Annotated in this window: 8 protein-coding genes and 1 tRNA gene; 5 read left to right on the top strand and 4 right to left on the bottom strand. The window is 73.4% G+C overall.

Features of this window, described 5'->3' with window-relative positions; all coding sequences use genetic code 11:
• Window positions 1-97 precede the first annotated feature (97 nt).
• The gene (mutS, locus tag MFF61_RS18190) at window positions 98-2,995 is read left to right on the top strand and encodes a DNA mismatch repair protein MutS (RefSeq protein ID WP_444543595.1); all 2,898 of its coding nucleotides are present in this window, start codon (window positions 98-100) and stop codon (window positions 2,993-2,995) included.
• Window positions 2,996-2,998: 3 nt separating this feature from the next.
• Here mutS and MFF61_RS18195 read toward each other — a convergent pair whose 3' ends face one another.
• Window positions 2,999-3,172, bottom strand: a complete 174-nt coding sequence (locus tag MFF61_RS18195) for a hypothetical protein (RefSeq protein WP_238236734.1) — start codon at window positions 3,170-3,172, stop codon at window positions 2,999-3,001.
• A gap of 181 nt (window positions 3,173-3,353) precedes the next feature.
• Here MFF61_RS18195 and MFF61_RS18200 point away from each other — a divergent pair, with 181 nt between their 5' ends.
• Both MFF61_RS18200 and MFF61_RS18205 read left to right on the top strand, forming a co-directional pair.
• Complete coding sequence (locus MFF61_RS18200; RefSeq protein WP_238236739.1) at window positions 3,354-8,852, top strand: HAMP domain-containing protein; 5,499 nt, start codon at window positions 3,354-3,356, stop codon at window positions 8,850-8,852.
• A gap of 52 nt (window positions 8,853-8,904) precedes the next feature.
• Window positions 8,905-11,004 (top strand): PAS domain-containing hybrid sensor histidine kinase/response regulator, encoded by a 2,100-nt coding sequence (locus MFF61_RS18205; RefSeq protein WP_435404788.1) that lies wholly within the window; start codon window positions 8,905-8,907, stop codon window positions 11,002-11,004.
• A gap of 5 nt (window positions 11,005-11,009) precedes the next feature.
• Here the strand turns inward: MFF61_RS18205 and bioD are convergent, their stop codons facing one another.
• On the bottom strand, window positions 11,010-11,687 hold the full coding sequence (gene bioD / locus MFF61_RS18210; RefSeq protein ID WP_238236741.1) for a dethiobiotin synthase: 678 nt from the start codon (window positions 11,685-11,687) through the stop codon (window positions 11,010-11,012).
• Entirely contained in the window at window positions 11,684-12,835 is a 1,152-nt protein-coding gene (locus MFF61_RS18215; RefSeq protein ID WP_238236742.1) for an aminotransferase class I/II-fold pyridoxal phosphate-dependent enzyme, read from the bottom strand. Before MFF61_RS18215 ends, bioD begins: the two co-directional genes overlap by 4 nt.
• A 147-nt stretch (window positions 12,836-12,982) precedes the next feature.
• Here MFF61_RS18215 and MFF61_RS18220 point away from each other — a divergent pair, with 147 nt between their 5' ends.
• Complete coding sequence (locus MFF61_RS18220; RefSeq protein ID WP_238236743.1) at window positions 12,983-13,918, top strand: bifunctional helix-turn-helix transcriptional regulator/GNAT family N-acetyltransferase; 936 nt, start codon at window positions 12,983-12,985, stop codon at window positions 13,916-13,918.
• A gap of 47 nt (window positions 13,919-13,965) precedes the next feature.
• Here MFF61_RS18220 and MFF61_RS18225 read toward each other — a convergent pair.
• A tRNA-Asn gene (locus tag MFF61_RS18225) sits at window positions 13,966-14,041 on the bottom strand.
• Between the two features lie 198 nt (window positions 14,042-14,239).
• Between MFF61_RS18225 and MFF61_RS18230 the strand changes: the two genes are divergently transcribed.
• Window positions 14,240-14,854 (top strand): AMIN domain-containing protein (locus MFF61_RS18230; protein ID WP_238236746.1); only part of this gene is annotated, 615 nt, incomplete at its 3' end.

Here is a 14,854-nt window from a genome sequence, read left to right on the forward strand (position 1 = left end):
CGCCCACGCCGAGTTCTCGAACTGACCCTGCGTAGATTTCCCCGGTGCGCGGGCCTGCCGCGATCCGCCGCGCTCGCGCAGCCCCGGCGCCATCCCCATCATCCCCGGGGAGAACGCGCGCCCCGCCTGGAACGGGGCTGCGACTTTGATAGGCTCGGGTCCGATGACGATGGACAGCGATCCCGGCCGGCGCCTGCGCGACGAGCCCTGCGAGCCGGCCGACGAGGCCCCGTTGCCGCGCGCCCGCCGCGCCGCGCCCGAGGCCGCGGCCTCGCGTGAGGCGCAAGCCTCGCGTGAGGCGCAAGCCTCACCCATGATGGCGCAGTACACCGAGATCAAGGCCGCCAATCCGGGCTCGCTCCTGTTCTACCGGATGGGGGATTTCTACGAGCTGTTCTTCGAGGATGCTGAGACCGCCTCGCGGGCGCTCGGGATCGTGCTGACGAAGCGCGGCAAGCATGCGGGCGCCGACATCCCGATGTGCGGCGTGCCGGTGGAGCGGGCGGACGACTATCTCCAGCGCCTGATCGCGCTCGGCCACCGGGTCGCGGTCTGCGAGCAGACCGAGGACCCGGCGGAGGCGCGCAAGCGCGGCTCGAAATCGGTGGTGCGCCGCGAGGTGGTGCGCCTCGTCACCCCGGGCACCATCACGGAGGAGCGCCTCCTCGACCCGGCCCGCGCCAACCTCCTCGTCGCTCTCGCCCGCCGCCGCGCCCCGGACGGCGGCTGGACCTACGGGCTCGCCGCCGTCGACATCTCCACCGGCCGCTTCACGGTGAGCGAGGCGGAGGGGGCGGGGCTCGCCGCCGAGATCGCCCGGCTCGATCCCCGCGAGATCGTGATGGCGGAGGCGATCCACGCCGATCCCGACCTCGCCCGGCTGTGGCGCGACGGACCGGCGGCGGTGACGCCGCTCGGGCGCGGGGAGGCCGATCCGGCCTCGGCCGAGCGGGCGCTCAAGGAGCAGTTCGGCGTCGCCACCCTGGAGGGCTTCGGGGCCTTCAGCCGCACCGAGATCGCGGCGGCCGGCACGGTGCTGCACTACATCGCCCGCACGCAGCTCGGCGCGAAGGTGCCGCTCAGCCCGCCCGCCCGGCAGGATGCGGGCGCCACCCTCCTCATCGACGCGGCGACGCGCACCAACCTCGAACTCACCCGCACCCTCCAGGGCGAGCGGGCCGGGAGCCTGCTCGCCGCCATCGACCGCACGGTGGGCGCGGCCGGCGCGCGGCTGCTGGCGGAGCGGCTCGCCGGCCCCTCCACCGACCTCGCGCTGATCCGGCGCCGCCACGACGCGGTGGCGTTCCTCGTGGCCGAGGGGAGCCTGCGGGCCGAGCTGCGGGCGGATCTCGCGCGGGCGCCCGACATGGCGCGGGCGCTGTCGCGGATCGGGCTCAACCGGGCCGGCCCGCGCGACCTCGCGGCCCTGCGCGACGGGCTGGAGGCGGCCCGCAGCCTCGCCACGCGGCTCGCCGGCGCGGGCGCGCTGCCGGGCGAGATCGGCAAGGCCGCCCGGCTGCTCGCCACGGTGGGCGACGACCTCGTGGACGGGCTCACGGCCGCGCTCGCCGACGAGCTGCCGCTGCTGAAGCGCGACGGCGGCTTCGTGCGCGAGGGGTATCGCCCCGAACTCGACGAGGCGCGCGCGCTCCAGAGCGATTCCCGCCGCTTCGTCGCCGGGCTCCAGACCCGCTACGCGGGCGAGACCGGCTGCCGGACCCTGCGCATCAAGCACAACAACCTGCTCGGCTACTACATCGAGGTGCCGCAGGCGGTCGGCGAGACCCTGCTGAAGGCCCCCTGGCGCGAGACCTTCGTGCACCGCCAGACCATGGTGGACGCGATGCGCTTCACCAGCGTGGAACTCGGCGAGCTGGAATCGCGCATCGCGGGCGCCGCCGAGCGGGCGCTCGCCCTCGAACTCGAAGTGTTCGAGGCGCTCGCCGCCGCCGTGATGGGGCAGGCCGAGGCGATCACCGCCGCCGCGACCGCGCTCGCGGCCCTCGACGTGGCCGCCTCCCACGCGGAACTCGCGGTCGAACTCGACTGGACGCGGCCGGTCCTCGACGAGAGCCTCGCCTTCCGGGTCGAGGGCGCCCGTCACCCGGTGGTCGAGGCGGCCCTCAGGCGCGCGGGCGAGCCGTTCATCGCCAACGGCTGCGACCTGTCGGGGACGGCGGCCGGCACCGGCCGCGCGGGCGAGGCCGGCACCGGCGGCGCAGGCGAGGCCGGCAGGATCCTGGTGGTGACCGGCCCGAACATGGGCGGCAAGTCGACCTTCCTGCGCCAGAACGCGCTGATTGCGGTGCTCGCCCAGATGGGCGCCTTCGTGCCGGCGCGCTCCGCCCATCTCGGCCTCGTCGACCGCCTGTTCTCGCGGGTCGGCGCCGCCGACGACCTCGCGCGGGGCCACTCGACCTTCATGGTCGAGATGGTCGAGACCGCGGCGATCCTGAACCAGGCGAGCCGCCGCTCCCTCGTGGTCCTCGACGAGATCGGCCGGGGCACCGCGACCTTTGACGGGCTCTCGATCGCCTGGGCCTGCCTGGAGCACCTGCACGAGGTCACGGGCTGCCGGGCGCTGTTCGCCACCCACTTCCACGAGCTGACCGGGCTCGCGCAGCGCCTGGAGCGGCTCTCGAACGCCACCCTGAAGGTCACCGAGTGGAAGGGGGACGTGGTCTTCCTGCACGAGGTGGTGCCGGGGGCGGCCGACCGCTCGTACGGCCTGCAGGTGGCGCGGCTCGCCGGCCTGCCCGCCCCGGTGATCGCGCGCGCCAAGGTGCTCCTCGCCGACCTGGAGCGGGGCGAGGGCGGGCGCCGGCGCGCGCCCGTGGCGGACCTGCCGCTCTTCGCCGCCGCGCCGCCCCCGCCGCCGGCCCCGAAGGCCGATCCGCTGCGGGATCTCCTCGACGGCCTCGATCCCGACGGCCTCACGCCGCGCGAGGCGCTCGACGCGCTCTACCGGCTCAAGGCGGCGCGCAAGGCGGACTAGCCGTCACCGCCGCCGCCGCGCCGCGAGGCCGCGGCGCAGGGCCGGGATGGCGGCGAGGCCCGGCAGGGCCAGGAACCACGCGATCCCGTAGGCCGGACCGAGTTCGATCCACCACCGCGCCGCGCCGGCCACCCAGGCGAGGAGGCCGACGATCAGCATCGCGAGACTGACGTTCACGGCATCCCTCCCGGTCGGGCGCAGCGCGCGAGCGTCGCCCGCCGGCACGGGGCCGGCGGTGCGCGGCACGCCCCGTCAAGACTTCGCTCACCGTTTCGCGCGCCCAAGCCCGCGCCGCCGTTAGACCTTTCCCGGCGCCCCGGATATGGTCGCGGCGATCATACTGAGGGGGAGGTTGGTCATGGAGCCGGAAGGCAGCGCTGTGCGGCGCGGCGTCGAGGCATCCGGCGCGGCGGAGGCAGCCCTGTTCCCGCGCCCGCCGGAGGCCGGCGCCCCGCAGGACCTCGATCTCGACCAGCTGCTCGGCGCGCTTCAGGCGATGCGGGCGGGGAACTTCAGCGTGCGGCTGCCGGGCAACCTCACGGGCCGCGCCGGCAAGGTCGCCGACACCTTCAACGAGATCGTGGCCGCCAACGAGCGCATGGCCGGCCAGCTGGAGCGGGTGGGCCAGGTGGTGGGGCGCGAGGGGCGCACCCGCACCCGCGTGCGCTTCGACCTCACCCGGGGCGCCTGGGGCGAGATGGAGGCCTCGGTCAACACCCTGATCGACGACCTCCTGTGGCCGACCACCACGGTGACCCGCACGATCACCGCGGTGGCGCGCGGCGACCTCCTGCAGACCATGCCCCTCGACGTGGACGGGCGGGCGCTCCAGGGCGAGTTCCTGCGCTCGGCCACCATCGTCAACGCGATGATCAAGCAGCTCAGCGTGTTCACCTCGGAGGTGACGCGCGTGGCGCGCGAGGTCGGCACCGACGGCAAGCTCGGCGGTCAGGCGCAGGTGCGCGAGGTGACGGGGGTCTGGAAGGACCTGACCGAGAGCGTCAACTCGATGGCCTCGAACCTCACCGCCCAGGTGCGCAACATCTCCGAGGTGACGATCGCGGTCGCCAACGGCGACCTGTCGAAGAAGATCACCGTCGACGTGCGCGGCGAGATCCTGCAGCTCAAGGAGGCCATCAACACGATGGTCGATCAGCTGCGCTCCTTCGCCTCGGAGGTGACGCGCGTCGCCCGCGAGGTCGGCACCGAGGGGCAGCTCGGCGGTCAGGCGATCGTGCCGGGGGTCGCCGGCACCTGGAAGGACCTCACCGACTCGGTCAACGCCATGTGCGGCAACCTGACGGCCCAGGTGCGCAACATCGCCCAGGTGACGACGGCGGTGGCCCGCGGCGACCTCTCGCGCAAGATCACGGTCGACGTCTCGGGCGAGATCCTCGAACTCAAGAACACCATCAACACGATGGTGGACCAGCTCAACGCCTTCGCCGGGGAGGTGACGCGCGTGGCCCGCGAGGTCGGCACGGAAGGGCGCCTCGGCGGGCAGGCGCAGGTGCCTGGTGCCGCGGGCACCTGGAAGGACCTCACCGACAACGTCAACTCGATGGCCTCGAACCTCACCGCCCAGGTGCGCAACATCGCCGAGGTCTCGACTGCCATCGCGAGCGGGGACCTGTCGAAGAAGATCACCGTCAACGTCTCGGGCGAGATCCTTGAGCTGAAGGAGACCATCAACACGATGGTCGACCAGCTCAACGCCTTCGCGAGCGAGGTCACGCGCGTCGCCCGCGAGGTCGGCACCGAGGGCAAGCTCGGTGGTCAGGCCACGGTGCGCGGCGTCGCCGGAACCTGGGGCGACCTCACCGACAACGTCAACTCGATGGCCTCGAACCTGACCGCCCAGGTGCGCAACATCGCCGAGGTCGCCACCGCCGTGGCGCAGGGCGACCTCTCTAAGAAGATCACCGTCAACGTCTCGGGCGAGATCCTGCAGCTGAAGGAGACCATCAACACGATGGTGGACCAGCTGCGCTCCTTCGCGGGCGAGGTGACGCGCGTGGCGCGCGAAGTCGGCACCGAGGGGCGCCTCGGCGGTCAGGCGCAAGTTCCCGGCGTCGCCGGAACCTGGAAGGACCTCACCGACAACGTCAACTCCATGGCCGGCAACCTCACGGCCCAGGTGCGCAACATCGCCGAGGTCTCCACCGCCATCGCCAACGGCGACCTCTCGCGCAAGATCACGGTCGACGTGCGCGGCGAGATCCTGGAGCTGAAGGAGACCCTCAACACGATGGTCGACCAGCTCAACCGCTTCGCCTCCGAGGTGACGCGCGTGGCGCGCGAGGTCGGCACCGAGGGCAAGCTCGGTGGGCAGGCGCAAGTTCCCGGCGTCGCGGGCACCTGGAAGGACCTCACCGACAACGTCAACTCCATGGCCGGCAACCTCACGGCCCAGGTGCGCAACATCGCCGAAGTGACGACGGCGGTGGCCCGCGGCGACCTCTCGCGCAAGATCGCGGTCGACGTGAAGGGCGAGATGCTGGAGCTGAAGAACACCATCAACACGATGGTGGACCAGCTCAACGCCTTCGCGGGCGAGGTGACCCGCGTGGCGCGCGAGGTCGGCACGGAAGGCAAGCTCGGCGGGCAGGCGCAGGTGCCCGGCGTCGCCGGAACCTGGAAGGACCTCACCGACACCGTGAACGTGATGGCGGCGAACCTCACCGAGCAGGTGCGCGGCATCGTGAAGGTCGTGACCGCCGTGGCGGACGGCGACCTGACCCAGAACCTGACCGTGGCCTCGAAGGGCGAGGTCGCGGCGCTCGCCGAGACCATCAACAACATGACCCGGACGCTCGCGACCTTCGCCGACCAGGTGACGACGGTGGCCCGCGAGGTCGGCGTGGAGGGGCGGCTCGGCGGCCAGGCCAACGTGCCGGGCGCCGCCGGCACCTGGAAGGACCTCACCGGCAACGTGAACCTGCTCGCGGCCAACCTCACGACCCAGGTGCGCGCCATCGCGGAGGTCGCCACCGCCGTGACCAAGGGCGACCTCACCCGCTCGATCCAGGTCGAGGCCCGCGGCGAGGTGGCGGAGCTCAAGGACAACATCAACACGATGATCGGCAACCTCCGTCTCACGACGGAGCGCAACACCGAGCAGGACTGGCTGAAGACGAACCTTGCCCGCTTCACCAACATGCTGCAGGGCCAGCGCGACCTCGCCACGGTGGGGCGCACGCTGCTCTCGGAGCTGGCGCCGCTGGTCGAGGCGCACCAGGGCGTGATCTACCGGGTCGAGGGCGGCGAGGCCGGGCCGGCGTCGCTGCGGCTCCTCTCGGCCTACGCGGACGACGCCATCATCGGCCACAAGGAGCGGCTCGCGGTGGGCGAGGGGCTGATCGGGCAATGCGCGCGCGACGCGCGCCGCATGCTCATCACCGAACTGCCCCCCGGGGCCGCGCCGGTGGTCTCGGGCCTGTTCAAGGCGGTGCCGCGCACCGCCATCGTGCTCCCGGTGCTGTTCGAGGGGCAAGTGAAGGCGGTGATCGAACTCGCCTCGCTCCGGTCATTCACGGAATTGCAGATCTCGTTCCTCGAACAGCTCACCACCGGCATCGGCATCGTGCTCAACTCCATCGAGGCGACGATGCAGACCGAGGGGCTGCTCAAGCAGTCCCAGGAGCTCGCGGGCGAACTCCAGACCCGCCAGCGCGAGTTGCAGCAGACCAATGAGCAGCTGGAGCAGAAGGCCCAGCAGCTCGCCGACCGCAACGACGAGGTCGAGGCCAAGAACCAGGAGATCGAGCAGGCGCGCCGGGCGCTGGAGGAGAAGGCCGCGGAACTCGCGCTCACCTCCAAGTACAAGTCCGAGTTCCTGGCCAACATGAGCCACGAGCTGCGCACGCCGCTCAACTCCATCCTGATCCTCGGCCAGCAGCTCAGCGACAACCCGGACGGCAACCTGTCCGAGCGGCAGGTGGAGTTCGCCCGCACGATCCACGGCGCGGGCACCGACCTGCTGAACCTCATCAGCGACATCCTCGATTTGTCGAAGATCGAATCCGGCACGGTCTCGGTCGAGGCCGAGGAGATCAGCTTCGCCAACCTGCTCACCGCCACCGCCCGGCCGTTCCGGCACGAGGCGGAGAACCGCCACCTGTCCTTCGACGTGGAGGTGGCGCCCGAACTCGGCACCTTCATCACCGATTCCAAGCGCCTGCAGCAGGTGCTCAAGAACCTGCTGTCGAACGCCTTCAAGTTCACCGCGCAGGGCGGGGTGCGCCTGCGGGTGGCGCCCGCCACCTCCGGCTGGAGCGCGGACCACCCGACGCTGGGCAGCGCGCCGGCGGTGGTCGCCTTCGAGGTCGCGGATACCGGCATCGGCATCCCGCCCGAGAAGCAGCGGATCATCTTCGAGGCGTTCCAGCAGGCGGATGCGGGCACGAGCCGCAAGTACGGCGGCACCGGGCTCGGCCTCGCCATCAGCCGCGAACTCGCCAACCTGCTCGGCGGCGAGATCCAGCTGCGCAGCGCCTCGGGGGTGGGGAGCACCTTCACCCTCTACCTGCCGCTGACCTACGTGGGGGCCACGAGCCACGCGCCCCCCGCGGTGGCGCCGCTCGCCGACCCGGTCCCGGTGGCGCCCACCCTGTTCGCGCGGACCGCCGAGTGGACCCCGCCGGTCGAGACCGCGATCGACGACCGCGAGATCCTGGAGCCCGGCGACGCGGTGCTGCTCGTCGTCGAGGACGATCCCCACTACGCGCGGGTGCTGATGCAGCTCGCCCGCGACGCGGGGTTCCGGGTGCTGGCGGCGGGCCGCGGCGCCGACGCGCTGGCGCTCGCGCGCCGCTACCGCCCCACCGCCGTCTCCCTCGACGTGTTCCTGCCGGACATGCTGGGCTGGACCGTGCTGAGCCACCTCAAGCAGGATCCCGCCACCCGCCACATCCCGGTGCAGATCGTGACGCTCGACGAGGACCGCCACCACGGGCTCGCCCGGGGGGCCTTCGCGTACCTGTCGAAGCCGACGACGCCAGAAGACCTCGGCTCGGCGCTGCGGCGCATCAAGACCTTCGCCGAGCCGCGGCGGCGGCGCCTGCTCATCGTGGAGGACAACCCGGCCGAGCGCCTGGGCATCGCGGCGCTGCTGGGGCACGAGGACGTCGACATCCTCACGGCCGAGAGCGGCGAGGAGGCGCTGGCGACCCTGCACGAGAGCCCGGTGGACTGCGTCGTCCTCGACCTCAAGCTGCCCGACATGTCGGGCTTCTCGGTGCTGGAGCGCATCCGGGCGGATGCGCAGCTCGCCGACCTGCCGGTGGTGGTGTTCACCGGCCGCGCCCTCTCGCCCGAGGAGGATGCCGCCCTGCACGCCATGGCGCGCAGCGTCGTGGTCAAGGGCGTGGAATCGCCCGAGCGTCTGCTCGACGAGACCGCCCTGTTCCTGCACCGGGTGGTGGCCGACCTGCCGCCCGAGAAGCAGCGCATGCTGGAGCGCCTGCACCGCTCGGACGAGGATCTGGTCGGCCGCACGGTCCTCCTGGTCGACGACGACGCGCGCAACATCTTCGCCCTGTCGAGCGTTCTGGAGCGCCGCGGCATGCGGGTGCTCACCGCAACGACGGGGCGCGAGGCGATCTCGATCATCGAGGGCCGCACCGACGTCGCCATCGTGCTCATGGACATCATGATGCCGGAGATGGACGGCTACGAGACCATGCAGGTGATCCGCGCCAACCCGTCCTTCCGCCGCCTGCCGATCGTGGCGCTGACCGCGAAGGCGATGAAGGGCGACCGCGAGAAGTGTCTGGAGGCGGGCGCCTCCGACTACCTCGCCAAGCCTGTCAACACCGAGCAGCTGCTCTCGGCGCTGCGGCTCTGGCTCCACCGCTGAACCGATGTCGATCGAGGACCCGATGAGCGAGGCCGCGCGCAGCGGCGAGGGAATGGCCCGCCTCCCGCCGGCCGGCCTGCCGGCCGACGGGATGTCGGCGCCGCGCGCGGACGACCGGGTCAACATCCTGCTGGTCGACGACCAGCCGGCCAAGCTCCTCAGCTACGAGGTGATCCTGAGCGAACTCGGGGACACGCTGATCAAGGCCACCTCGGCCCGGGAGGCGCTGGCGCATCTCCTGCGCACCGAGATCGCCGTGGTGCTGATCGACGTGTGCATGCCGGAACTCGACGGGTTCGAACTCGCCACGATGATCCGCGAGCACCCGCGCTACCAGCACGTGGCGATCATCTTCGTCTCGGCGATCCAGATCAGCGACCTCGACCACCTGCGCGGCTACGAGGCCGGCGCGGTCGACTACGTGCCGGTGCCGGTGGTGCCGGCGGTGCTGCGGGCCAAGGTGCGCATCTTCGCCGAACTCTACCGCAAGACCCGGCAGCTGGAGCGCCTCAACGCCGAGCTGGAGCGGCACGTCGCCGAGCGCACGGCGGCGCTCGAAGCCTCGACGGCGCGCCTGCGCGAGAGCGAGCAGCGGCGCAGCCTCGCGCTCGCCGCCGGCCGCATGGGCTCCTGGGACTGGGACCCGGCCACCGGCGAGTACGCCTGGGACGAGGGCCAGTACCGGCTGTTCGGCGTCGATCCGGCGCGCTTCGTGCCCACTCCCGAGAGCGTCGAGCGCCTCGTCCACCCGGACGACCGCGCGCGGATGCGGGAGGCGGGGCGGCAGGCGGCGCTGACGGGCGAGCCCTTCGACGCGGAGTTCCGCATCGTGCGCCCGGACGGGGAGACCCTGTGGTGCGTGACCGGGGCGGCGACCACCACGGATGCCGCCGGGCGCCGCCGCCTCAGCGGCGTCACCCACGACATCACGGCGCGCAAGCGCGCCGAGGAGGCGCTGCTCGACCTCAACCGCGACCTGGAGCGGCGCATCGAGGAGCGCACCCGCGAGCGCGAGGCGGCGCTCGCCCAGCTTTTCGAGGCCCAGAAGCTCGACACGATCGGCCAGCTCACCGGGGGCGTCGCGCACGACTTCAACAACCTGCTGATGGCGGTGCTGGGCTCCCTCGAACTGCTGGAGAAGCGGATGGACCCGGAGGATGCCCGGGCCCGGCGCCTCGTGGACAACGCCGTGCAGGGGGCACGGCGCGGCGCGGCCCTGACGCAGCGCCTGCTCGCCTTCGCGCGCCGCCAGGAGCTGCGGCCCGAGACCGCGGCGGTGGCGGGTCTCGTCGAGGGCATGCGCGAGCTCCTGGAGCGGGCGCTGGGGCCGAGCGTGCGCCTCGCCGCCGCCTTCCCGCCCGACCTTCCGCCGATCCGCATCGACGTCAACCAGTTCGAGCTCGCGCTCCTCAACCTCGCGGTGAACGCCCGGGACGCGATGCCGGGCGGGGGGGCCATCACCCTCGACGGATCGACCGCGGCCGACGGGCCGGACCTGCCGCCGGGCGCCTACGTGCGCATCCGCGTCGCCGATACCGGGGCCGGCATGGACGAGGCCACCCTCGCCAAGGCGACCGAACCCTTCTTCACCACCAAGGGACCCGGCAAGGGCACGGGGCTCGGCCTGTCGATGGTGCAGGGGCTGATGGCCCAGTCGGGCGGCGCGCTGCGCCTGTCGAGCGTGCCGGGCCGGGGCACCACCGTCGATCTCTGGCTGCCGGCCACCCCGGCGCTCGCCGCCCCGGCCCTCGCCCCGGCACCGCCGGAGCCGCGCTTCGCGGCGATCCGCCCCTGCACCATCCTGGTGGTGGACGACGACGCGCTGGTGCGCACCGGCACCGCGGCGATGCTGGAGGATCTCGGCCACGCCACCCTGGAGGTGGCCTCGGCCGGGGAGGCGCTGGTGCTGCTGCGCGCCAACCCGGCGGTGGATGCCGTGGTGACCGACCACGCCATGCCGGGCATGACCGGCCTCGACCTCGCGCGGCGCCTGCGCGAGGCGTATCCCGCCCTGCCGGTGATCCTGGCCACCGGCTACGCCGAACTGCCGAGCGACGGCGACATTCCGGTGCCGCGCCTGTCGAAGCCGTTCACGCAGGAGGACCTGGCCTCGCTGCTCGCGACCGTGCTGGCGCCGGTCGCGGCGGCCTGACGCCGTCAGGCCACGACGAGGTCGAGCGCGCCGGCCGGAAACGCCGCACCGCGTCCCAGGCACACGACCCGCACGCCCGCGTGGCGGGCCACCGCCTCCGCCACCGTCTCCGGCGGGGTCGGGGCGTTGGGCGTCTCGCTCACCACCACCGCGCGCAGGGTCACCGCGTGGGCGCGCAGCGTCTCGACCGCCGTGAGGGCGTGGCTGATCGCCCCGAGATAGCTGCCCGAGACGAGCAGGGCCGGCAGGCGCAGGGCCTTGAGCCAGGCGAGGCCAGTGGCGTCGGGGGTGATCGGGCTCATCACGCCGCCGACCCCCTCGACCAGCACGGCGGCTCCGGCGGGCGCCGCCGCGACGGCGCCCTCGCACCACGCCACGAGGTCGGGCAGCGCAAGGCGGCGCCCCTCCCGGGCGGCGGCGAGGTCGGGGCTGAGAGGAGCGGCGAAGCGCCAGGGCGTGCAGGCGGCCACCGTCTCGGGCGTCACGGCGAGGCCCTGTGCGGCGAGCAGCACGGCGGTGTCGCTCGTGCGGAAATCCGGGTCCGTCAGGGGCGGCACGCCGCTCGCCACGGGCTTGAGCGCCACCACCGGCCGGCCGGCCGCGCGGACCGCCCGGGCGAGCGCCGCCGTGACGTAGGTCTTGCCGATCTCGGTGCCGGCCCCGGCGATGAAGAGGGCGCTCACTGCGGCACCGCCCGCAGGTCGGCCAGCGCGTCGGTGAGCGCGTCGGCCAGCGCGTCGACCTCGGGCTCGGCATGCGCGGCCGAGAAGGCGACGCGCAGGCGGGCGGTTCCGGGCGGCACGGTGGGCGGGCGGATCGCCACCACGAGGAAGCCCCGCGCCTCGAGCGCCCGCGAGAGGGCGAGCGCGGCCTCGGCCTCGCCCACCTGCACCGGCACCATGGCGCTCTCGGCCTCGGGCAGGCCGAGGCGGGCGGTGAAGCGGCGCGCCAGGGCGAGCGGCCGGGCGGCGCGCTCCGGCTCCGCCGCGATCACCGCCAGGGCCGCGAGCGCGGCGGCGGCGGAGGCCGGGGGCAGGCCGGTGGTGTAGACGAAGCTGCGCGCCCGGCTCGTCAGCAGGTCGATGACGGCCCGCGAGGCGCAGAGATAGCCGCCGTAGCTGCCGAGGGCCTTCGAGAGCGTGCCCATCTCCAGCGGCGCCGTGGCATCCGGCCCGACCACGCCGAGCCCGTGGGCGTCGTCCACCAGGGTCCAGGCGTCGAAGCGCGCCGCGAGCGCGAGGATGTCGGCGACGGGCGCGCGGTCGCCGTCCATCGAGAAGACCCGCTCGGTGATGATGAGCGCGTGCCGGGCGGCCCCGCGCTCGCGCGCGAGCAGGGCTTCGAGATGGGCCGGATCGTTGTGGCGGAAGGCCAGCGTGCGGGCGCCCGCGAGCCGCGTGCCCGCCCACATGCAGGAATGCCCGAGTTCGTCGATCAGGATCAGGTCGCCCGCCCCGGCGAGCGCCGGCGTGATGCCGAGATTGGCGAGGTAGCCGCTGCCGAAGACGAGGGCCGCCTCGTGCCCCTTGCGTGCCGCGAGCGCGGCTTCGAGTTCGGCGAAGAGCGGGTGGTTCCCGGTGACGAGGCGCGAGCCGCCGCTGCCGGCCCCGTAGCGCTCCAGGGCCTCGCGCGCCGCCGCGACCACCGCCGGATGGGTGGCGAGGCCGAGATAGTCGTTGCAGGAGAAGGACACCACCGGCCGCCCGGCGCGCTCGGCCCCGACGCCCCCGGTGCGCCGGGTCGGCACGAGACGGCGGCGCAGGCCCGCGGCGTCGAGGCCGGCGAGCTTGTCGCGCGCGAAGGCGTCGAGGCTGGGGAAGGCGCTGGGCATGGGCGCGCTGTGGCGCCGCGGGGTCGGCGGTGTCAAGCCGGCCCGGTCGGCGGGCGCTCGCACCGGATGACGCATCGTATTCGGGTCCGGCGACTTAATTGACTCGGTCAACTAAATCGCCGATCGTCCGGACGCACAGGAGGCGGCATGACTCCGGTTCTCACCTCGTCGGACGACGCGATCGCGGCGGTGCGCGCGTTCGGGCGCTTCTACACGCGGCAGATCGGCCTTCTCGACGAGGGGCTGCACCGCAGCCGCTTCTCGCTCACCGAGGCGCGGGTGCTCTACGAACTCGCGCATCGCGACGGGCTCACGGCCGCCGCGCTCGGGCAGGATCTCGGGCTCGACGCGGGCTATCTCAGCCGCCTGCTCGCGCGCTTCGTCGCGCAGGGGCTCGTGGCGCGCGCGCCCAGCGGAACCGACGGGCGCAGCCGCGTGCTCGCCCTCACGCCGGCCGGGCGGGTGGCCTTCGCGCCCCTCGACGAGGCCTCGCGCCGGGAGGTCGGCGCGCTGCTCGAACGGCTCTCCGCACCCGACCGCACGGCGCTGGTGCGCGCGATGCGCACCGTGCAGCGCCTGCTCGGCGCCAGGGCCGCGGAGCCCGCCGCGATCCGCCCCTTCCGGCCCGGCGACACCGGCTGGATCATCCATCGCCAGGGACGGCTCTACGCCGAGGAATACGGCTGGGACGACAGCTTCGAGGCCCTGGTCGCCGGCATCCTGGCGGCCTTCGTGGCGGAGCACGATCCGGCCCGCGAGCAGGGCTGGGTGGCCGAGCGGGGCGGGGAGGTGCTGGGCAGCATCTTCCTGGTGCGCCAGTCGGACGAGGTGGCCAAGCTGCGCCTGCTCTACGTCGAGGGCGCGGCCCGGGGGCTCGGCCTCGGGAGCGCGCTCATCGAGACCTGCCTCGCCTTCGCGCGGGCGGCGGGCTACCGGCGCGTGACGCTGTGGACCAACGACGTGCTGGTGGCGGCGAGGCGGCTCTACGAGGGGGCGGGGTTCCGGCTCGGCGCCAGCGCGCCGCACCGCTCCTTCGGCCACGACCTCGTCGGCGAGACCTGGGACCTCGATCTCACGGGCTGAGCCGCCGGGCAGACTCCCGATCAGCGATGCGGAGGGGCGCGGCGGGGTGGCTCCCCGAGCAGGACTCGAACCTGCGACAAGGCGATTAACAGTCGCCTGCTCTACCAGCTGAGCTATCGGGGATCGCGCCGGGGCGCCTCTCTAGGCGAAACGGGGGACGGCGTCAAATGGCGATTGCGCGCCGCGACGGACGGAGGCCGGCGGCCCGGCTGTGCCCCAGCGGCAACAAGCCCGGGCGGTGGCGCCGATCGGCTTTGCCAAGCGTTAACCATGGCGCGGTTATCGCGTAACCGGGCAGTCACAGCCGATTCGCACCCGCCGATGACGAGACGCGCCGTCCGATTCCTCCTTCGCACCCTGCTCGCCGCGGCGTGGCTCGGCCACGCGCCGGTCAGTGCCGGGGAGGGGCCGGCCGTGGCGATCGCCGCGGAGGTCGGGACCGCCCCGGACGGGGGCACCCGGCTCAGCATCGTGCTGTCGCGGCCGGTGGAGGCCCGGGCCTTCGTGATGGAGCGGCCGGACCGGGCGGTGGTCGAGATGCCCGAGGTGAACTTCCAGCTGCCCCCGGAGGCCGGGCGGCGGCGGGAGGGCCTCGTCGCCTCCTACCGCTACGGTCTGTTCGCCCCGGGGCGCTCGCGCCTCGTCATCGACCTCGCCCAGACCGCCACCGTGACCCGGGTGGCGAGCGCGCCGCGCCCGCGGGACGGCGCGACGCTGCTCACGATCGACCTCGCCCGGACCGACCGCGACGGTTTCCGCCGCGCCGCCGTGGCGCCCGAACCGCCCCCGACCCCCGCGGCGCTCGCGCCGACGCCCGGCGACACCCGGCCGCTCGTGATCGTCGATGCCGGGCACGGCGGCACCGATCCGGGCGCCATCGCGGCCAACGGCGCCTTCGAGAAGGACATCGTGTTCGGGGTGGCGCGCGAGCTGGCG

The sequence above is a fragment of the Methylobacterium isbiliense genome (assembly GCF_022179325.1).
In the GTDB taxonomy this organism is placed as follows: Bacteria; Pseudomonadota; Alphaproteobacteria; order Rhizobiales; family Beijerinckiaceae; genus Methylobacterium; species Methylobacterium isbiliense.

Coding starts and splice junctions, on each gene's coding strand:
- MFF61_RS18220 (WP_238236743.1), top strand. CDS start 12,983: ATGACTCCGGTTCTCACCTCGTCGGACGACGCGATCGCGGCGGTGCGC.
- MFF61_RS18215 (WP_238236742.1), bottom strand. CDS start 12,835: ATGCCCAGCGCCTTCCCCAGCCTCGACGCCTTCGCGCGCGACAAGCTC.
- MFF61_RS18205 (WP_435404788.1), top strand. CDS start 8,905: ATGGCCCGCCTCCCGCCGGCCGGCCTGCCGGCCGACGGGATGTCGGCG.
- MFF61_RS18200 (WP_238236739.1), top strand. CDS start 3,354: ATGGAGCCGGAAGGCAGCGCTGTGCGGCGCGGCGTCGAGGCATCCGGC.